This is a genomic window from Nocardia violaceofusca NBRC 14427 (assembly GCF_963869435.1).
GTDB classification, from domain to species: domain Bacteria; phylum Actinomycetota; class Actinomycetes; order Mycobacteriales; family Mycobacteriaceae; genus Nocardia; species Nocardia aobensis.
In genome coordinates this window covers 270,018-288,512 of record NZ_CAWMPM010000012.1, presented here as the reverse complement: position 1 = coordinate 288,512, position 18,495 = coordinate 270,018, and the positions used below count along the sequence as shown (strand labels likewise).

Genomic DNA, 18,495 nt, shown 5'->3' with positions numbered 1-18,495 from the left:
CGGGTCACGCAATTCAGGACGAGGAGCACCACAAGTGCCGGAATTCGATCTCTTGATCATCGGCGGCGGGCCGGGTGGGTACGTCGCGGCGATCCGCGCGGCCCAGCGCGGCCTGCACGTCGCCGTGGTGGAGAAGGAACGCCCGGGCGGGGTGTGCCTGAACTGGGGCTGCATCCCCACCAAGGCCATGCTGCGCTCGGCAGAGGTATTCGAAACACTGAGCGCCGCAGCCGATTTCGGTGTGCTGGCCGACAACGTGCGGTTCGACTTCGCGGCCGTCCGCCGGCGCAAGGACGGGATCGTCGGCAAACTGACCGGCGGCGTGGCCGGGCTCCTGCGGGCCAACGGCGTCACCGTGATCGAGGGGCATGCCCGTTTCACCGGACCGACCACGGTCGAGGTATTCGAGCCGGGTCCCTCGCCGGTCTTCACCGACGGTCCGCGTTACGCGGCCGCCCCCACCGGCACTCCGACGCGAACCGTGACAGCCACCGACATCATCGTCGCGACCGGGTCCGTGCCCGCGGCCCTGCCCGTGCCGGGCGCCGACCTGCCCGGCGTGATCACCTCCGACGGCGCGTTCGGGTTGACCGAGGTGCCGCGGCGGCTGGTCGTCATCGGCGGCAGCGCGGTCGGCGTCGAATGGGCCGGCCTGTTCGCCGCCTTCGGCGCCGAAGTGACCGTGGTGGAGATGCAGGACCGGCTGGTTCCCGCGGAGGACACCGAGATCGGCGCCGCGCTGGGCCGCTCGTTCACCGAGCGCGGCATCACCGTCCTGACCGGCTGCACCGTCACCGGCATCGACCGGACCGGCGATGCGCTGGAGGTCGACGTGAACGGCGCGACGACTCGGAAAATTGCGGCCGACGTCGTGCTCGTCGGTGTGGGACGACGGCCGAACACCGCCGATCTCGACCTGAAATACGCCGGAATCGACACCGACGCACGAGGTTTCATTCCGGTCGACGACCGGCTACGGACCACGGTCGAGCACGTCTACGCCATCGGCGATGTCACCGGCAAGGCGCTGCTGGCCCACGTGGCATCCCATCAGGGGCTCACCGCCGCCGACGTCATCGCCGGTCACGACGCCCACATCGACTACACCGTGATCCCCGCGGCGACGTTCACCCATCCGGAGATCGCGAGCGTCGGCCTGACCGAGGACGCGGCTCGCGCCGGCGGCCACGAGGTGGTCACCGCGAAATTCCCGTTCGCCGCACTCGGGCGAGCCGAAGCGCTCGGCGAGACCCAGGGCTTCTGCAAGATCGTCGCCGGGGCACGCCATCGGGAAGTGCTCGGCGTGCACATCATCGGCCCTTCCGCGAGCGGTCTGATCGCCGAAGGGGCACTGGCGATATCACTCGAAGCGACGCTCGACGAACTCGCCGACACCATCCACGCCCACCCCACCCTCGGCGAGATCGGTATGGAGGCAGCCCTGACCGGGCTCGGCCTGCCGATCCACATCGCGCCGCGTTCACGTTGAGGAGCACCACCGTGACTACCACAACCCCACAGAAGGCCACGCGCACGTCGACCCGGCGCGCACCGAAACGACCGGCCGCGACCACCGAGCCGTCCACGACCGTATCGAGCGAAGCTCTGCTCGCCGACCGAACCGCTTCCCAGACAGCATCATTCGACGCACGGGTGGCGGCCGAGGACTCGGGCACGCTGCGGCAGCTGTATCGCGACATGCTGTTCGTGCGCCGATTCGAGGAGCGCACCGCGCAGAGCTATCAGCAGGCCAAGATCGGCGGCTACTGCCACCTCAACCTCGGCGAAGAGGCCACCGTGGTAGGCCTCGGCGCGGCGATGCGGCCCACCGACTACCTGTTCACCAACTACCGCGAACACGGCTACGCCCTCGCCAAGGGCATCGAACCCGGCCGGGTCATGGCCGAACTGTACGGCCGATCCACCGGCACCTCCAAAGGGTGGGGCGGATCGATGCACATGTACGACACCCAGACCCGGCTGCTCGGCGGCTACGCCATCGTCGGCGGGCAGGTGCCGCTCGCCGTCGGCGCGGCCCTGGCGATCGACTACCGCGGCGGCGACGACGTCGTCGTCTGCCAAATGGGTGAGGGCACAACCAATATCGGCGCCTTTCACGAATCGCTGAACCTGGCCGCGCTGTGGAATCTGCCGATCGTGTTCCTGGTGGTCAACAACCAGACCGGCATGGGCACCACCGTCGAGAAGTCCTCCGCCGAACCCGATCTGTGGAAACGCGCCGCCGCCTACCGCATGCGTGGCGAACGAGTCGACGGCACCGACGTCCTCGCCGTCCGCGATATCGCCGAGCAACTCATCGACACCGCACGCCGGGAGGGAAAGCCGGCCCTGCTGGAAGCGGTCAGCCACCGCCTGAAAGGCCACTCGGTGGTCGACCCCGCGAAATACCGCACCGAGGAAACGGTGACGGCGGCGCGATCCCACGACCCGATCGAGATCTGGAAGAGCGCGCTGCTGAAAGCCGGTGTGCTCAGCGAGGATTCGGCCGCCGCCCTGGACGCGGAGATCATCGCCGAGGTCGCCGCCGCCGTCGAGTTCGCCGACACCAGTCCGCATCCGCAGCCGTCGAGCTTGTTCGACTACACCTACGCCACCCCCGTGCCCGGCGATTCCCGCCGCCTGCCCGCCGACCCGCTCTTCACCGCCTGAGGACCATCCCGTGCCTGTCATGACCTACCGCGAAGCACTGCGCGAGACCCTGCGCGAGGAAATGCGCCGCGACGACGACATCTTCCTGATCGGTGAGGAGATCGGCGTCTTCGAAGGCTCCTACAAGATCACCGCCGGACTGCTGAACGAATTCGGCGACAAGCGAGTTCGCGACACCCCGATCGCGGAGGAAGGGTTCGTCGGCGCGGCCATCGGCGCCGCCATGCTGGGGTTGCGCCCGGTCGTGGAGATCATGACGATCAACTTCTCGCTGCTCGCGCTGGATCAGATCGTCAATCACGCCGCCAAGATCTACGGTATGTTCGGCGGGCAGACCAGCGTGCCGATGGTCATCCGCACCCCGGGCGGCGGCGGACAACAACTCGGCGCCACCCACTCCCAGAACATCGAGCTGTACTACGCGTTCGTGCCCGGTCTCAAAGTCGTCACGCCCAGCACTCCCGCCGACGCCCGCGCTCTGCTCAAAGCCGCCATCGACGACGACGATCCGGTGCTGTTCCTGGAGAACCTGTCGCTCTACAACACCAAAGGCGACGTACCGGACGATCTCCCGCCCGCACAGATCGGCAAGGCCGCCGTCACCCGCGAGGGCACCGACATCACGCTGATCGGCTACTCCCGCATGGCCACGGTCTGCACCCAGGTCGCGGAAAGACTTGCCGCCGAAGGCATTTCCGCCGAGGTGATCGACCTGCGCAGCCTGCGCCCGCTCGACCGCGACACCCTCGTCCGCTCGGTCCGCGGCACCGGATGCGCGGTCATCGGCGAGGACGACTGGCTCACCTACGGCATCGGCGCCGAAATCGCGGCCTCGATCTCCGACGGCGCCTTCGACTATCTGGATGCCCCCGTGCGCCGCGTCGCCATGGCCGAGGTGCCGCTCCCCTACGCCAAGCCGCTGGAGAAGCTGGCCCTGCCGTCCGTCGAATCGCTCTACACCGCCGCCGTCGAAACCCTTGCGGCCGTGGGCAAGCGACGCTGAGAGGAAAGACCGTTGTCCGACATCACCATGCCCCGCCTCTCCGACACCATGGAGGACGGCGTCGTCGCCACCTGGCTCAAACAGGTCGGTGACACCGTCACCCGCGGCGAAGTACTCGCCGAAATCGAAACCGACAAGGCCCTGATGGAACTCGAGGCCTACGACGACGGCATCCTCGAACGCATCATCGCCGCACCCGGAACCCGCGTGCCGATCGGCGAACCCATCGCCATCCTCGGCGACGGCAGTGGGACCGCTGCGTCACCCGCACCGCCTTCGACTGTTCAGCGGACCGAGACGGCATCGGCACGGCAGCACACCGAACAGCCGCACGAGCCGGCCGATATCGCATCGGCACAACCTCAGACCGCGGTGGCGGCGGGAATCGTGCCCGCCGGTCAGGCCGGCGACGGCGGTAGATCCCTCCGCACGACCGAGCAACCCGCGACGCCGGCCCCGCAGTCCGCCGCAGACGCTGTGCGCCGCAAATCCTCGCCGCTGGCGCGCAAGATCGCACGGGAGCTCGGTCTAGACATCACGACCGTCACCGGAACCGGCCCCGGCGGGCGCATCACCCGTCTCGACGTCGAAAACGCTCACGCGGCAAGCACTTCCGACACGGCGCAAACGACCGCCGCGCCGGAACACACGGCACCGGGCACCCCGGCGACCGGCGACTACGACGAAATCCCGCTGACCAGCATCCAGCGCGTGTCAGCCACTCGCCTCACCGAGAGCAAACAGCAGGCGCCACACATCTACCTGACCAGCGCCATCGACGTCACCGAACTCCTCGCCTTCCGCACCCGGATCAACGAGACACTCGCCGACACCGGGGCCGGCAAGGTCAGCGTCAACGATCTGCTCGTCAAAGCCGTCGCCACGGCACTGCGCGCCAACCCCGCGGTCAACGTCTCCTTCGCCGGTGACACCCTGCGCCGCCACCACGGCATTCACCTCGGCGTCGCCGTCGCCACCCCCGCCGGCCTGCTCGTCCCGGTCATTCGCGACGCCGACCGCAAAACGGTGTCGGCCATCGCCGCCGAAAGCCGCGACAAGGCCGAACGCGCGCGCGACCGCAAACTCCGCGCCGAGGAGATGACCGGCGGCACCTTCACCCTCTCCAACCTCGGCATGTACGGCATCGAGCATTTCACCGCGGTCATCAATCCGCCCGAAGCCGCCATCCTCGCGATCGGCGCCGCCACCGACGAACTGCGACTCGACGGTGACGAGGTCGTGAGCCGAAAGGTCCTGCGCGTCACCATGTCCGCCGACCACCGCGCCATCGACGGAGCCGTCGCCGCGCAATTCCTCGCCCAACTGAAGGAGCTGATCGAGCACCCGCTGCGGATCGTGACCTAGGGTCACGACGATGTGCGCAGGGTCCCGAGAGCTCCGGAAAATGATCTGAAATGCGTTCGAACCGTTGAGTCGGACGCGGGAACGGCGTTCAATCGAAGGCACGGTCCACGAGTCGGGGCACGAGAATCCTGTGGATCGCGTGCGCACAGCGCGCAATACGGAGAGTGATCGACATGATGGGGACAGTGCATCGAACCGCGGCGCGAGTGCTCATGGTGACCGCCATCGCGGTCGCGCCGATACTGCCTGCCGCGCCGGCTCTGGCGGAACAGCCGGCCGGAGCACCGGCGGTTCAGGTGGCCCACGACACCGGCTGGTACGGGAATCCCTGCAATTGGGGCTTCAACTGGCTGTACCCGCAGTGCTGGTTCGGCTGGGGTAACTACGACGGTTTCCACGGCTGGTGGTAGTAGGCCGATAGCCGCGGGGAGGGACAGGTCGGTCGCCGCTCGCGTGGTGACCGATGCTGTTTGCGGCCCGAGGCGAGTATCCGGTGGCCCGCGGACGGGTGCTGAAGCCCGGCAAGGCGTTACTGTTTCTCATGACCAACGACGCGCACCGGCGTAGGGAACAGCTGCGCGAATTCCTCCGCAGTCGCCGAGAGCGGCTCGCGCCCGCCGAGGTCGGGCTCGCGCCGGCCGGACGGCGCCGCACACCGGGACTGCGGCGCGAGGAGGTCGCACAGCTCGCCGGGGTCGGCGTGTCCTGGTACACCTGGCTCGAGCAGGGTCGCGATATCAAGGTGTCGACCGAAGTGCTCGACGCGGTCGCGAGAGCACTGCGATTGACCGAGTGGGAGCAGGCCCACCTGTATGTACTGGCAGGGATGAATCCGCCTCGGGCCGTGGGTAATCGGAATGCACGGGTCACCGACGAACTGCGACATCTGCTGACGGTATGGTCGCCGCGGCCCGCGGTGCTGCGTGACCGGTACTGGAACATCCTGGCCGTCAACGACGGGGCGCGCACGGCCTTCGGATACGACTGCGACGACTACAACTGCCTCGTCTCGTTTTTCACCAACACGAGCTACCGGGAGATGCATCTGCACTGGACCGCCGCCGCACCGGCGGTCGTGGCCGCCTATCGTGCCGATGCGGCGCAGGGCGATCCCGAATTCGAACGGGTGATCACCGAACTCTCCACGCTCAGTACCGAATTCGCCGAGTTGTGGGCACGGCACGACGTGGGCGCCCCGACGCAGGCGGTCCACGCGGTGCGCCATCCGGACGCGGGCGACCTGTACTTCGACACCACCACGCTGATCGTCGCGGACCATCTCGATCTGCATCTGGTGCTGTACAACCCGCGACCGGGCACCGAGACCGAGCAGCGACTGAGCCTGCCGGCGCCGGAACGGTCGGCCGCACCCGCATAGCCTGGTGGTAGTGATCCCACGTTGACCTCACACTGGTTGTCCAAGGCGATCCTCGGCAGGCTTCTCGCCATGGCGCACAACAGATTCGACGGCAAGACCGCACTGATCACCGGCGGTACGAGCGGTATGGGACTGGCCACCGCGCGGCGGTTGCGCGACGAGGGCGCGCGAGTGATCGTCACCGGACGCGACCTGGCACGGCTGGCCGCGGCCGCCGATGATCTCGGACCGGAGGCGTTCGCGATCGCCGCCGATACGACCGATCTCGCCGCTCTCGATGCCCTGTTCCACACCGTCCAGACCAGATACGGCCGGTTGGACGTGCTCTTCGTGAACGCGGGCATCGGATTCTTCCCGCCGACCGACGCGGTGACCGAGGCCGATTTCGACCGCGTCGTCGGCGTCAACCTCAAAGGAGCGTTCTTCACGATTCAGAAGGCGATTCCGCTGCTGTCGTCCGGCGCGGCTGTCGTGATCAACGCCTCGTGGGCACTGCACCGCGGCATGCCGTTCGGCTCGCTGTACTCCGCGACCAAGGCCGCCGCACACAATCTCGCGCGCACGCTCGCGGCGGAATTGGGCGGCAAGGGGATTCGGGTCAACTCGGTGAGCCCGGGATATATCGACACCCCTGCCCTGCGGTCCGAACTGCCCGCGGCCGCGCAGAGCGCTGTGGCCGGCGAAATCGTCGCGGGGAGGATCGGCTCAGCCGAGGACGTCGCGGCCGCGGTGGCATTCCTCGCCTCGCACGAGGCGTCGTACATCACCGGCCAGGACCTGCTCGTCGACGGAGGCCTGGTGGGCCTGGTTCCGAACGCGGCAACCTGATATCCGGTCCGCAGTCGTCACCGCTGAGCGAGACCTTGCGCTACGGGAGGATTGAATCGACGTAGCCGCCGTCGACGCGCAGGGCGCCGCCGGTGGTCGCCGAGGCGAAGGGCGAACTGAGGTAGACGACCATGTTGGCGATCTCCTCCGGCTCGATCAGCCGTTGGATCAATGATTGCGGACGATGCTTGCGCATGAACTCCCGCTGCGCCTCGTCCCACGGCAGGTCGCGGTCCACGAGCTGATAGACGAAGTCCTCCACCCCACCGGTGTGCGTCGGACCGGCGATGACGGAGTTGACCGTGACACCGGTACCGGCCGCATCCTTGGCGAACCCGCGCGACAACGCCAGGATCGCCGTCTTGGACACGCCGTAATGGATCATCTCCTCGGGAATGACCACAGCCGAATCACTGGCGATCTGAATCGCACGCCCCCAACCCGCCGCGATCATCCCGGGCAGATAGGCACGGATCAATCGAGCGGCTGACAGCACATTGACCTCGAAGATGGTGCGCCACTGGTCATCCGAGATCTCCCGGGCCGGCACCGCACCGAAAATCCCCAGATTGTTCACCAGGACATCGACCTCGGGAAGTTCCGTCAGCAACTGTTCCACCCCCGCGATCGTCGTGACATCGGCGGCGACACCGATCACGTCACCACCCGCCTCGCGCAGCGCGGACACCGCGCCCTCGACCCGGTCAGCGCTTCGGCCGTTCACCGCGACCCGAGCACCACTGCGCGCCAGCCCACCGGCGATCGCCAACCCGATCCCCTGCGTCGACCCGGTCACCAGCGCGGTCTTACCCGTCAAGTCGATGTGCACAGCTGACACTCCTTCACTGTCGGGGTGGCCGGGGCAGTCGCCTCCGCCGCCGGCACATGGGCGCGTACCCCCGAACCCTACGTGGGAGGCGCGGGGTGTTCGTGGACGCGCGGAGGCGCGACATCAACCGTTGGACTGCCGGCTTCAAGAAGCTCGATCGCCATTCGCAAAGTCCACCATGAGGGCCGGGTCACGACTGGGATTCCATGCGTAGTCCAGTGCTGCCAGCAGATGCTGCTTCAGCCCTCTCGTCTCCCTGTTGTCCGTCCGGCCCGGAGCCAGCGCCGCCTGCAACATCTGCAGGAACCGTCGTCTGGCGACACCGAAGCGCACCAGCAACTCGCTGGAGTCGGCACCGCCGAACGGCGCCCAATGAATGGCGAATACGACTATCGACCGCGCATGCGGATCGAGAAAGCCGTCTCTCTCGAGAAGTCGACTTTGCTGCAGCGAGGTCCGGACCCATGCCTGGCTGTAGCACCGTGCGACACCAGGTTCAGCGCGGCGCATGGTCTCGTCCGTCGGAGCCGAAGGAAGTCACCGATTCGCTGTGCCGGCGATCAGCACAGACGACGAAGACCGGGAACCTGTCGTCTCGCGGACGCGGTTGGAAATGCACACGCACCGGCCGATCCGCGAGCAACGGCACCTCGCCCTCCAGCGAGGTGTAGACCCACGGACCCTCGTCGAGCTCGACGATCGCGACCGTCGACTGAGCCAGCACACCACCCGCACCGGCACGTTCCACCACCCGCCACGACACGATCGAACCCGCACCCGACGACGGCACCCGTTCCAGCACATCCGACGCACACGAGGAACACCCCGCCGTCAGCGGCGCGAACAACTTGTCACATTTCGCGCATCGCCGAATCATCAAGACCTCTTCCGAGGCCGTCGTACCGATAGGAGACCTGTGCTGAAGCGTGGGCGCAGACATCGAATCCTCCGCAACGTGACCGATAGAACGCACTCCAGCCTCGTCACCGACGAGCACCACCGCGACGGTAGAACTACCCGTGCGTATACCTATTTCTCGGCAGTCGGCTTGCCGAGCGACACCGCGCGCGTCGAACAGCCTCGCCGGCAGTCAAGTGATTCCATCGTGCGATGGCCCGTTATCGGCCACTTCACGACTCAGGCCACCCGGCATGGGGCGCGGGATCACGGAAGAAAAGGTCTTCTAGCTGGGAAAATGAAGTGGGCGCAGAGGGGTTCGAACCCCCGACCGCTGGTGTGTAAAACCAGTGCTCTACCACTGAGCTATACGCCCGGACTTCACCGGCCGGGCGGCGGTGAAGATGGTGTGCTGCGCGGGCCGGGTGTCCGGGTCCGTGCGCGGCGGTTCATGAATCTAGTGCAGTGAGCGCTTTCTCCCAAGCCGCCTGGTCACGGGGCTCTCCGGGGCCGTTCATTTCGGCGAAACGGATGATTCCGTCCTTGTCCACGACGAAGGTGCCGCGGTTGGGGAAGCCGGTTTTGTCGTTGAAGACACCGTAGGCCTGGGTGACAGCGCCGTGCGGCCAGAAGTCCGACAGCAGCGGGAAGGTGTAGCCCTGCTCGGCCGCCCAGATCTTGTGGGTGGGCGGGGGTCCGACGGAGATGGCGAGGATCTCGGCGTTGTCGTTCTGGAACTTGGGCAGTTCGTCGCGCACCTTGCACAGCTCACCCTGGCAGATGCCGGTGAACGCCAACGGGTAGAACACGATCAGGACGTTCTTGTCGCCCCGGTAATCGGCGAGACTCACATCCTGGTTGTTCTGATCCTTCAGCGTGAAATCCGGTGCGGCCGTACCCACTTCGAGCGGCATGCGCAGTCCTCCTGTCTTCGACGGCGGGCTGTTCCGGTACTCGGCGGCCGCCCGTGCGAAACAATAGTCACGCGGTGGATCAGCGCTGCTTCGAGGGCGTCTTGGGCTGCATCAGCTTGGTACCGGTCCAGGTGCCGAGGCTTACCGGTGTGGTCGACGTCAACCCCGCGGTGGGGGCGGATTCGGCGATCTCGCTGGGATCGACATGCCCGGGCTGGCCGGTCTTGGGGGTGAGTACCCACACGACACCGTCCTCGGCGAGCGGACCGATGGCATCCATCAGTTCGTCGACCAGGTCGCCGTCTCCGTCGCGCCACCACAGCAGTACGACGTCGATCACCTCGTCGGTGTCCTCGTCGAGTAGTTCGGAGCCGATCGCGTCCTCGACAGACGCCCTCAACTCGTCTGCGGTGTCCTCGTCCCAGCCCAACTCCTGAACCGCCATGCCGTGGGCAATGCCAAGCTTCTGAGCGTAGTTCTGCGCGTCCGCCGCGGCGACCACGGTGGTGTCCTCCTCAACTCCCGACAACAGATAGTTGCAAGCGAACATGGTTATCGGCCGCAACGCAAGCCGATCCGCTCAAATAACCTCCGAAATGTCGCGGATGCATGCCCCGGGACGAAGCGTGCAGAGGCGGTTCGCAACGCCCTGAGCGGCCCCGGGACATCCGTTTCCCGGCTATCGCGCCGGGCATGCGGTACGCACCGCGTTCAGCGCGTCGTTGACTCGCTTGCTGGCGTCGTTGAGCGTGCCGACGGGCGCGGTGTAGGTCATCTTGCGGGATTCGCCGGCCAGTCCGCGGGCGGCGTTCACATAATCGGTGAACTTCTGCGCGAGATCCGCGGGTAACGCGTCGCCGGCGGCGGTGACCCGTCCCTCCACGGTCCGCGCGGCGTCCTCGAGGGTCTGGGCGGCGGCATCGCGCTTGGCGTCCTGGTCGGGGGCGTTCGCATCGTGCGCGTCGACGAAGTCGTTGTACTTCGTCACCGCGGCGCCGGTGGTCTCACGGAACGGTGTGCAGTTGTCGGCGACGGCTTTCGTCTGTGCGGCAGCCTTTTTCGACGAGGTGGCCGCGGCCGAGGACGAGGCCATCTCGGTGCGGAACGCGGCCGCGTCCGCCTGGTTCACCGTCGCGGTACCGTGGACAGCGGTAGAGCATCCTGCCACCACCAGTCCGGTGCCGACCGCCAAGGTCGCGCACATCAGTCCGAACCCACGTGGGTTCAGCAGTTTCATCGTCCTCCCCGCTTCTCGAGCAGTCGAAAGAATGTTCTGTGGCGAGCTTCGCTGCAACGAGCGTCACAGCCTAGCGAACGGTACTGGATTTACGGCTGACATGATGACCTGGGACGCATCATCGACAAGGATGTGAGGTGCGCCCCAAACCGTGAGCGACGGACGGCCCGCACACCAGCGGTGCTGCCCGGGGTTAGAGCCATCAGCTTGTCCACCCCTGTACGAGGAGCATTGATTTTGACCGACCTGATGCACCCGATTTCGTCAAGTTCTGCATCCGACCCCGAGCCGACGAGCAGCAACGGTTCCGCCGATCACCAGTCGGCGCCCGCCCGCCCGGCCGGTGCGCGGGTGCGTGTGATCCGCGAGGGGGTGGCGTCATATCTACCGGACATCGACCCGGAGGAGACGAGCGAGTGGCTCGATTCCTTCGACGAGATGCTCGAGCGCGAAGGCCCCGGCCGCGCTCGCTATCTGATGCTGCGCCTGCTCGAGCGCGCCGGTGAACGTCACGTCACCATTCCTTCGTTGACCTCGACCGATTACGTCAACACCATCCCCACCGAGAACGAGCCCTGGTTCCCCGGCGACGAGGAGGTCGAGCGCCGCTACCGCGCCTGGATCCGCTGGAACGCCGCGGTCATGGTGCATCGCGCGCAGCGGCCGGGAATCGGTGTGGGCGGCCATATTTCGACCTACGCGTCGTCCGCGGCGCTGTACGAGGTCGGCTTCAACCACTTCTTCCGCGGTAAGGACCACCCCGGCGGCGGCGACCAGATCTTCATCCAGGGCCACGCCTCCCCCGGCATCTACGCCCGCGCCTTCCTCGAGGGCCGCCTGACCGAGGATCAGCTCGACGGGTTCCGCCAGGAATACAGCCACGGCGGTCCGGGCCACGGATTGTCGTCCTATCCGCACCCGCGACTGATGCCCGATTTCTGGGAATTCCCCACGGTCTCCATGGGCTTGGGTCCGATGAACGCCATCTACCAGGCGCGCTTCAACCACTACCTGCACGATCGCGGGATCAAGGACACCTCCGATCAGCACGTGTGGGCCTTCCTCGGCGACGGTGAGATGGACGAGGCGGAATCGCGCGGTCTGGCCCATGTGGCGGCGCTGGAGGGTCTGGACAACCTGACCTTCGTCATCAACTGCAACCTGCAGCGGCTCGACGGCCCCGTCCGCGGTAACGGCAAGATCATCCAGGAGCTGGAGTCGTTCTTCCGCGGCGCCGGCTGGAACGTCATCAAGGTGATCTGGGGCCGGGAGTGGGATGCGCTGCTGGGCGCCGACCGCGACGGGGCGCTGGTCAACCTGATGAACTCGACCCCGGACGGCGACTACCAGACCTACAAGGCCAACGACGGCGCCTACGTGCGTGAGCACTTCTTCGGCCGCGATCCGCGCACCAAGGATCTGGTGAAGGACCTGACCGATCAGCAGGTCTGGAACCTCAAGCGCGGTGGCCACGACTACCGCAAGATCTACGCGGCCTACGCGGCGGCGCTCGCGCATCAAGGCAAGCCGACGGTGATCCTGGCCAAGACCATCAAGGGTTACGGCCTCGGCAAGCACTTCGAGGCGCGCAACGCGACGCACCAGATGAAGAAGATGACGCTCGACGATCTGAAGGCGTTCCGCGACGTGCAGCGCATTCCGATCACCGACGCCCAGCTCGAGGCCGATCCGTATCTGCCCCCGTACTACCACCCGGGCATGGATTCGCACGAGATCGGCTACATGCTGGACCGGCGCCGTGCCCTGGGCGGCTACCTGCCCGAACGGCGTTCGGTCGCAAAGCCTTTGCAGCTGCCCGGCGACGCGCCCTACGCCTCGGTGCGCAAGGGGTCGGGCAAGCAGAACGTGGCGACCACCATGGCGTTCGTGCGGCTGATGAAGGAACTGTTGCGCGACAAGGAGATCGGCAAGCGCATCGTGCCGATCATTCCGGACGAGGCCCGCACCTTCGGTATGGACTCGTGGTTCCCGTCGCTGAAGATCTACAACCGCAACGGGCAGTTGTACACCTCCGTCGACGCGGAATTGATGCTGGCCTACAAGGAAAGCCAAGTCGGCCAGATTCTGCACGAGGGCATCAACGAGGCCGGCTCGACCGCATCGTTCACCGCGGCCGGTACGTCCTACGCCACCCACGGCGAGCCGATGATCCCGCTCTACATCTTCTATTCGATGTTCGGGTTCCAGCGCACCGGCGACGGCCTGTGGGCGGCCGCCGACCAGCTGGCCCGCGGCTTCGTCCTCGGCGCGACCGCCGGGCGCACCACGCTGACCGGTGAGGGTTTGCAGCACAACGACGGCCATTCGCTGCTGCTGGCCTCGACCAATCCGGCGGTGGTCTCCTACGATCCGGCGTTCGCCTTCGAGATCGCTCACATCGTGCGCGACGGCCTGCGCCGGATGTACGGGGGCGGGCGACCGCAGCTCGGGCCGGGCGGAACGCCGGCCTCGGAGGTACCCGGTACCCATCCGGTCATGAAGGACGACGTCTTCGGCGGCGAGAACGTCTTCTACTACATCACCCTCTACAACGAGCCGTATCAGCAGCCGGCCGAGCCGGACGACCTCGACGTCGAGGGCCTGCTGAAGGGTATCTACCTGTACCGCCGGGGCGGCGAGGGTGACGTACGCGCCCAGATCCTGGTCGCGGGTGTGACGCTGCCCGACGGCCTGCGCGCTCAGGAGCTGCTGGCGCAGGACTGGGGTGTGCAGGCGGACGTGTGGTCGGTGACCTCGTGGAGCGAGCTGCGCCGGGAGGCGCTGGCCAAGGAGATCCACACGCTGCGCCATCCGGACGCCGGAACCGATGCGCCGTACGTGACGCGGGTGCTGTCGCAGGCGCAGGGGCCGTTCGTGGCGGCCTCCGACTGGATGCGCGCGGTGCCGGACCAGATCCGCAAGTGGGTCCCCGGCGACTACACCACGCTGGGCACCGACGGATTCGGATTCTCCGACACCCGGCAGGCGGCGCGACGGGTATTCAACGTCGACGCCGAATCCATCGCCCTGGCGGCGCTGGAGGCCCTGGGACGCACCGGCGGTATCGATCCGGCGGTGGTCGCGCAGGCCGCGGCCCGCTACCGCATCGACGACGTCGACGCCGCACCGAAATCGATGAGCAGCGAAGAACAGCTCGCGTGACCGGTCCGGTAGGGGCGCGAATCGCGCCCCTACCGGGGGGTTGCGGAGACCGACCAGCGCGATGACGGAATATTGAACAGTGGAACGTAAACCGCCGCGGCCTCGCCGGGTTTCCGAGGGGTCGTCCGAGCACGAGGTCTATCTGCCGACCGGGGCACTGTCACCCAATCGGCAAACCCGCGATCCGCTGCCGGACACCCTGCTGAAACGGGTGAAGCAGTTCTCCGGGCGGCTGTCCACCGAGGCCATCGCCTCGATGGAGGACCGGCTACCGTTCTTCGGCGACCTGGACGCCGCCCAGCGGGCGGGCGTGCAGATGCTGGTGCAGACCGCGGTGGTCAATTTCCTGGAGTGGTTGCAGGATCCGGAAAGCGATATCCGCTTCAGCCTCGACGCGTTCCAGGTCATCCCGCAGGATTTGGCCCGGCGCCTGACCCTTCGCCAGACCGTCGACATGGTCCGCGTCGCGATGGAGTTCTTCGAGCAGTGGCTGCCGGCGCTGGCCCGCAACGACCGCCAGCTGGTGGCGCTCACCGAGGCGGTGCTGCGCTACGGCCGCGAACTCGGTTTCGCCGCGGCCTCGGTCTACGCCTCGGCGGCCGAATCCCGCGGCGCCTGGGACACCCGCCTGGAGGCGCTGGTCGTCGACGCCGTGGTGCGCGGCGACACCGGCGCCGAAATGCTCTCGCGCGCGGCCACATTGAACTGGGACGCCACCGCCGCGGCGACGGTGCTGGTCGGTACGCCGCCGAAAGATCAAGTGGCCGTGGTGAGTTCGGTACACGTCATCGCCGCCCGGCACGGCCGGGCGGCACTGGCGGTGGTGCAGGGTTCGCGGTTGGTGATGGTGGTCAGCGGCAATCTCGGTGACACCGGCTACCCCTCGCCGTTCCTGATGGACCTGCTCGCCGAAGCGTTTTCCGACGGTCCCGTGGTGATCGGCCCGACCATGCGCACGCTGTCCGCGGCCCACGTCAGCGCGGTGGAGGCGATGGCCGGAATGGAGGCCGTGGTGGGCTGGCGGGCGGCGCCGCGACCGGTGCACGCCTCCGAACTTCTGCCCGAGCGAGCACTGCTCGGCGATCGGGCTGCGGTCGACGCTCTGAACGAGTATCTTGTGCTACCGTTGGCCGCCGCCGGGTCGGCCTTGTCGGACACCCTCGACGCCTACCTCGATTGCGGTGGAGCCGTCGAGACATGTGCCCGTCAGCTGTTCGTTCATCCAAATACGGTCCGCTACCGGCTCAAGCGCATCGCCGAGGTCACGGGCCGGGATCCGATGAATCCTCGTGACGCCTATGTGCTCCGAATCGCGGCAACAGTAGGTCGTTTGACACGAACCCGTAACGAATCGTCAACACCTGCCCCAGAAGACTCGCCGGCAACTTTCTACGAAGATCGCCTGTAACGGACATCGGGGCGCGGTCGATCGCCACAACCCACGTGCCGTTTTGTGGGGTCCACACAAAAGCGTCGCTCAAACATCATCGGCGCCGACATCTCCACGGAGCCCCCTCACAGTGTTTTGTTAGAGGCGTGATCGCGTTGTTCGCCCCTGGACAGGGCTCCCAGACACCCGGCATGCTCGCGCCATGGCTCGATCTTCCCGGCGCGCGTGACCGCCTCGAACTGTGGTCCAAGGCCTCCGGCCTGGATCTGCTCCGCCTCGGCACCACGGCCACCGCGGAGGAGATCACCGATACCGCGGTGACCCAGCCGCTGGTCGTCGCCGCCGCGCTGCTGGCTTTCGCCGAGATTCCGCACGAAGCGGTTCCGGCGGATACCATCGTCGCCGGACATTCGGTCGGCGAGCTCGCCGCCGCAGCCGTCGCCGGAGTCGTCTCCCCCGATGACGCGGTGAAACTGGCCGCGATCCGCGGTGCGGAGATGGCGAAGGCGTGTGCGCTGGTTCCGACCGGCATGTCCGCCGTGCTCGGTGGCGACGAAGCCGCCGTGCTCGACCGGCTCGCCGAGCTCGACCTGGTCCCGGCCAACCGCAACGCGGTCGGCCAGATCGTGGCGGCAGGCCGGCTGGATGCGCTGGCGGAACTGGCCGCGAACCCGCCGGAGAAGGCGCGGATTCGCGCGCTGCCCGTCGCCGGGGCCTTCCACACCGCGTTCATGGCACCCGCCCAGGACGCCGTGGCCGAAGCCATCTCCCAGATGGTCCCCGGTGAGCCGACCCGTACCCTGCTGTCGAACTACGACGGCAAGCCGGTCGACTCGGGCTCCGACGCCATCGAGAAGCTGGCGGCACAGGTGACCCGGCCCGTCCGGTGGGATCTGTGCACAGAAACCGTTCGCGCGGCAGGGGTTTCCGCGGTGGCCGAATTGCCACCGGCCGGAACCCTGGTCGGCATCGCCAAGCGGGAGCTCAAGGGCACCCCGAATCTGGCGCTGAAGACCCCCGAGAACATCCCCGCGTTTGTCGAGCTCTCGGCAACCGGCTAGCTTTCCTCGCGGCTCGCAGTGACGCGACCGTGAGCGAGCAGGACGAAACATTCGTCCACCTCGTACCGAAGAAATAATCGGACCTCCGATTCACGTCGGACCAACGAAAGAACAAGAAGGGAGCCACCAAGTGGCCGCTCTGACCCAGGAACAGATCGTCGAAGAGCTCGGCAAGATCATCGAAGAGGTGACCGGCATCGAGCCCTCCGAGGTGACGATCGAGAAGTCTTTCGTCGATGACCTGGACATCGACTCGCTGTCGATGGTCGAGATCGCCGTGCAGACCGAGGACAAGTACGGCGTGAAGATCCCCGACGAGGATCTCGCCAGCCTCAAGACCGTGGGTGACGCCGTCTCCTACATCCAGAAGCTCGAGGCCGAGAACTCCGACGCGGCCGCCGAGCTCAAGGCCAAGTTCGACGCCCAGTAAGGCCGACACCGTGACCACTCCTTCCACTTTGAACGGGAACTTCCCGAACGTCGTCGTCACCAGCATGGCGGCGACCACGTCGATCGCGGGTGACGTCGATGCGACGTGGAAGGGACTCCTCAACGGCGAGAGCGGCATCGACGTTCTCGAGGATTCCTTCATCGAGGAATACGACCTGCCGGTTCGCATCGGCGGCCACCTGAAGGTTTCGCCGGACACCTTGCTCAGCCGAGTCGAGATCCGCCGCATGGCCTATGTCGAGCGGCTGGCGATGGTGCTGGGGCGTGAGGTGTGGAAGAACGCCGGCAGCCCCGAGGTCGACCCCGAGCGCCTGGCCGTGGCGATCGGCACCGGTCTCGGCGGCGGCGACGCGCTCATCGACTCGGTGGACAAGCTGAAGAACGGCGGCTACCGCAAGATCTCGCCGCTGGCCGTTCAGATGGTCATGCCGAACGGGCCGTCCGCTGTCGTGGGCCTCGAACTGGGCGCCAAGGCGGGAGTGGTCACCCCGGTCTCGGCATGTTCGTCGGGATCCGAGGGCATCGCCAACGCGTGGCGGATGATCGTCATGGGCGACGCCGACATGGTCGTCACCGGCGGTGTCGAGGGATACATCTCCGACGTGCCGATCGCCGCGTTCTCCATGATGCGCGCGATGAGCACCCGCAACGACGACCCCAAGGGCGCGTCGCGGCCGTTCGACAAGGATCGTGACGGCTTCGTCTTCGGCGAGGCCGGTGCACTGATGGTCGTGGAGACCGAAGAGCACGCCAAGGCGCGCGGGGCCACCATCCACGCTCGCCTGCTGGGTGCCGGCATCACCTCCGACGGCTTCCATCTGGTCGCCCCGGATCCCACGGGTGCCGGTGCGGCGCGCGCCATGGAGCGCGCCATGCAGACCGCCGGACTGACGAAGTCCGACATCACGCACATCAATGCGCACGCGACCGCCACCCCGATCGGGGACACCGCGGAAGCGAACGCGATCCACAAGGCCGTGGGCACGCACGCCTCGGTCTACGCGCCCAAGTCCGCCCTGGGCCACTCGATCGGCGCTGTGGGCGCCCTCGAGTCGGTACTCACAGTGCTCAGCATTCGCGACGGCATCGTTCCGCCCACGCTGAACCTGGAGAACCAGGACCCGGAGATCGACCTGGATGTCGTGCACGGTGAGGCCCGTCGCCAGGACATCGAGTACGCGATCAACAACTCGTTCGGTTTCGGCGGCCACAACGTGGCGCTCGCCTTCGGACGGTACTGATCCGACTCGTCGACAACGTCTGTCGACAACTTCAGCGAACCCGGTGGGGCTTTTCGGCCAAGGCAGATCC

The 18,495-nt window shown here is 66.9% G+C and carries 18 protein-coding genes and 1 tRNA gene; 12 read left to right on the top strand and 7 right to left on the bottom strand.

Annotation, left to right across the window (positions count from 1 at the left end; all coding sequences use genetic code 11):
* Window positions 1-34 precede the first annotated feature (34 nt).
* The 7 genes from lpdA (at window position 35) to AC5592_RS11235 (ending at window position 7,244) form a co-directional block, all read left to right on the top strand.
* Window positions 35-1,489, top strand: a complete 1,455-nt coding sequence (lpdA, locus tag AC5592_RS11265; RefSeq protein WP_036499795.1) for a dihydrolipoyl dehydrogenase — start codon at window positions 35-37, stop codon at window positions 1,487-1,489.
* 11 nt (window positions 1,490-1,500) lie between these two features.
* Window positions 1,501-2,670 (top strand): pyruvate dehydrogenase (acetyl-transferring) E1 component subunit alpha, encoded by a 1,170-nt coding sequence (gene pdhA, locus AC5592_RS11260; RefSeq protein ID WP_157121743.1) that lies wholly within the window; start codon window positions 1,501-1,503, stop codon window positions 2,668-2,670.
* Window positions 2,671-2,689: 19 nt separating this feature from the next.
* Window positions 2,690-3,673: an alpha-ketoacid dehydrogenase subunit beta gene (locus tag AC5592_RS11255; RefSeq protein ID WP_198163813.1), complete on the top strand. Its 984-nt coding sequence runs from the start codon at window positions 2,690-2,692 to the stop codon at window positions 3,671-3,673.
* 12 nt (window positions 3,674-3,685) lie between these two features.
* Complete coding sequence (locus tag AC5592_RS11250) at window positions 3,686-5,038, top strand: dihydrolipoamide acetyltransferase family protein (RefSeq protein WP_198163804.1); 1,353 nt, start codon at window positions 3,686-3,688, stop codon at window positions 5,036-5,038.
* 185 nt (window positions 5,039-5,223) lie between these two features.
* Window positions 5,224-5,448, top strand: a complete 225-nt coding sequence (locus AC5592_RS11245) for a hypothetical protein (RefSeq protein WP_157121741.1) — start codon at window positions 5,224-5,226, stop codon at window positions 5,446-5,448.
* A 53-nt stretch (window positions 5,449-5,501) separates the two neighbouring features.
* Window positions 5,502-6,416, top strand: coding sequence for a helix-turn-helix transcriptional regulator (locus AC5592_RS11240; protein ID WP_232329304.1), 915 nt, complete (start codon window positions 5,502-5,504; stop codon window positions 6,414-6,416).
* A 21-nt stretch (window positions 6,417-6,437) separates the two neighbouring features.
* Window positions 6,438-7,244, top strand: a complete 807-nt coding sequence (locus tag AC5592_RS11235; protein ID WP_232329303.1) for an SDR family oxidoreductase — start codon at window positions 6,438-6,440, stop codon at window positions 7,242-7,244.
* A gap of 40 nt (window positions 7,245-7,284) precedes the next feature.
* On the opposite strand, the gene AC5592_RS11230 is transcribed toward AC5592_RS11235, so the two are convergent.
* The 7 genes from AC5592_RS11230 to AC5592_RS11200 all read right to left on the bottom strand — a co-directional run bounded on the left by AC5592_RS11230 (window position 7,285) and on the right by AC5592_RS11200 (window position 11,121).
* Window positions 7,285-8,073 carry an SDR family NAD(P)-dependent oxidoreductase gene (locus AC5592_RS11230; RefSeq protein ID WP_063064102.1) on the bottom strand — a complete coding sequence of 263 codons (789 nt, stop codon included), beginning with the start codon at window positions 8,071-8,073 and terminating at the stop codon, window positions 7,285-7,287.
* A 144-nt stretch (window positions 8,074-8,217) separates the two neighbouring features.
* Window positions 8,218-8,583 carry a hypothetical protein gene (locus AC5592_RS11225; RefSeq protein ID WP_063064101.1) on the bottom strand — a complete coding sequence of 122 codons (366 nt, stop codon included), beginning with the start codon at window positions 8,581-8,583 and terminating at the stop codon, window positions 8,218-8,220.
* The gene (locus AC5592_RS11220; RefSeq protein ID WP_232329302.1) at window positions 8,570-8,950 is read right to left on the bottom strand and encodes a Zn-ribbon domain-containing OB-fold protein; all 381 of its coding nucleotides are present in this window, start codon (window positions 8,948-8,950) and stop codon (window positions 8,570-8,572) included. The genes AC5592_RS11225 and AC5592_RS11220 overlap by 14 nt, the downstream gene beginning before the upstream one ends.
* Before the next feature lie 324 nt (window positions 8,951-9,274).
* Window positions 9,275-9,346 (bottom strand) — tRNA-Val (locus tag AC5592_RS11215).
* 73 nt (window positions 9,347-9,419) lie between these two features.
* Window positions 9,420-9,884: a peroxiredoxin gene (locus tag AC5592_RS11210; protein WP_036499803.1), complete on the bottom strand. Its 465-nt coding sequence runs from the start codon at window positions 9,882-9,884 to the stop codon at window positions 9,420-9,422.
* A 79-nt stretch (window positions 9,885-9,963) separates the two neighbouring features.
* Window positions 9,964-10,386, bottom strand: a complete 423-nt coding sequence (locus tag AC5592_RS11205) for a DUF3052 domain-containing protein (protein WP_030518770.1) — start codon at window positions 10,384-10,386, stop codon at window positions 9,964-9,966.
* Window positions 10,387-10,563: 177 nt separating this feature from the next.
* Complete coding sequence (locus AC5592_RS11200; RefSeq protein ID WP_036499805.1) at window positions 10,564-11,121, bottom strand: Rv2240c family protein; 558 nt, start codon at window positions 11,119-11,121, stop codon at window positions 10,564-10,566.
* Between the two features lie 237 nt (window positions 11,122-11,358).
* Between AC5592_RS11200 and aceE the strand changes: the two genes are divergently transcribed.
* The 5 genes from aceE (at window position 11,359) to AC5592_RS11175 (ending at window position 18,425) form a co-directional block, all read left to right on the top strand.
* The gene (gene aceE, locus AC5592_RS11195; protein ID WP_036499895.1) at window positions 11,359-14,283 is read left to right on the top strand and encodes a pyruvate dehydrogenase (acetyl-transferring), homodimeric type; all 2,925 of its coding nucleotides are present in this window, start codon (window positions 11,359-11,361) and stop codon (window positions 14,281-14,283) included.
* A gap of 142 nt (window positions 14,284-14,425) precedes the next feature.
* Window positions 14,426-15,691: a PucR family transcriptional regulator gene (locus tag AC5592_RS11190; protein ID WP_036499897.1), complete on the top strand. Its 1,266-nt coding sequence runs from the start codon at window positions 14,426-14,428 to the stop codon at window positions 15,689-15,691.
* 128 nt (window positions 15,692-15,819) lie between these two features.
* The gene (locus tag AC5592_RS11185; RefSeq protein WP_036499807.1) at window positions 15,820-16,734 is read left to right on the top strand and encodes an ACP S-malonyltransferase; all 915 of its coding nucleotides are present in this window, start codon (window positions 15,820-15,822) and stop codon (window positions 16,732-16,734) included.
* A gap of 130 nt (window positions 16,735-16,864) precedes the next feature.
* Entirely contained in the window at window positions 16,865-17,164 is a 300-nt protein-coding gene (gene acpM, locus AC5592_RS11180; RefSeq protein ID WP_030518485.1) for a meromycolate extension acyl carrier protein AcpM, read from the top strand.
* A gap of 10 nt (window positions 17,165-17,174) precedes the next feature.
* Window positions 17,175-18,425, top strand: coding sequence for a KasA/KasB family beta-ketoacyl-ACP synthase (locus AC5592_RS11175; protein ID WP_036499810.1), 1,251 nt, complete (start codon window positions 17,175-17,177; stop codon window positions 18,423-18,425).
* Window positions 18,426-18,495: the final 70 nt, after the last annotated feature.

Coding starts and splice junctions, on each gene's coding strand:
- AC5592_RS11255 (WP_198163813.1), top strand. CDS start 2,690: ATGACCTACCGCGAAGCACTGCGCGAGACCCTGCGCGAGGAAATGCGC.
- AC5592_RS11240 (WP_232329304.1), top strand. CDS start 5,502: ATGCTGTTTGCGGCCCGAGGCGAGTATCCGGTGGCCCGCGGACGGGTG.
- AC5592_RS11225 (WP_063064101.1), bottom strand. CDS start 8,583: ATGCGCCGCGCTGAACCTGGTGTCGCACGGTGCTACAGCCAGGCATGG.
- AC5592_RS11220 (WP_232329302.1), bottom strand. CDS start 8,950: ATGATTCGGCGATGCGCGAAATGTGACAAGTTGTTCGCGCCGCTGACG.
- AC5592_RS11210 (WP_036499803.1), bottom strand. CDS start 9,884: ATGCCGCTCGAAGTGGGTACGGCCGCACCGGATTTCACGCTGAAGGAT.
- AC5592_RS11200 (WP_036499805.1), bottom strand. CDS start 11,121: ATGAAACTGCTGAACCCACGTGGGTTCGGACTGATGTGCGCGACCTTG.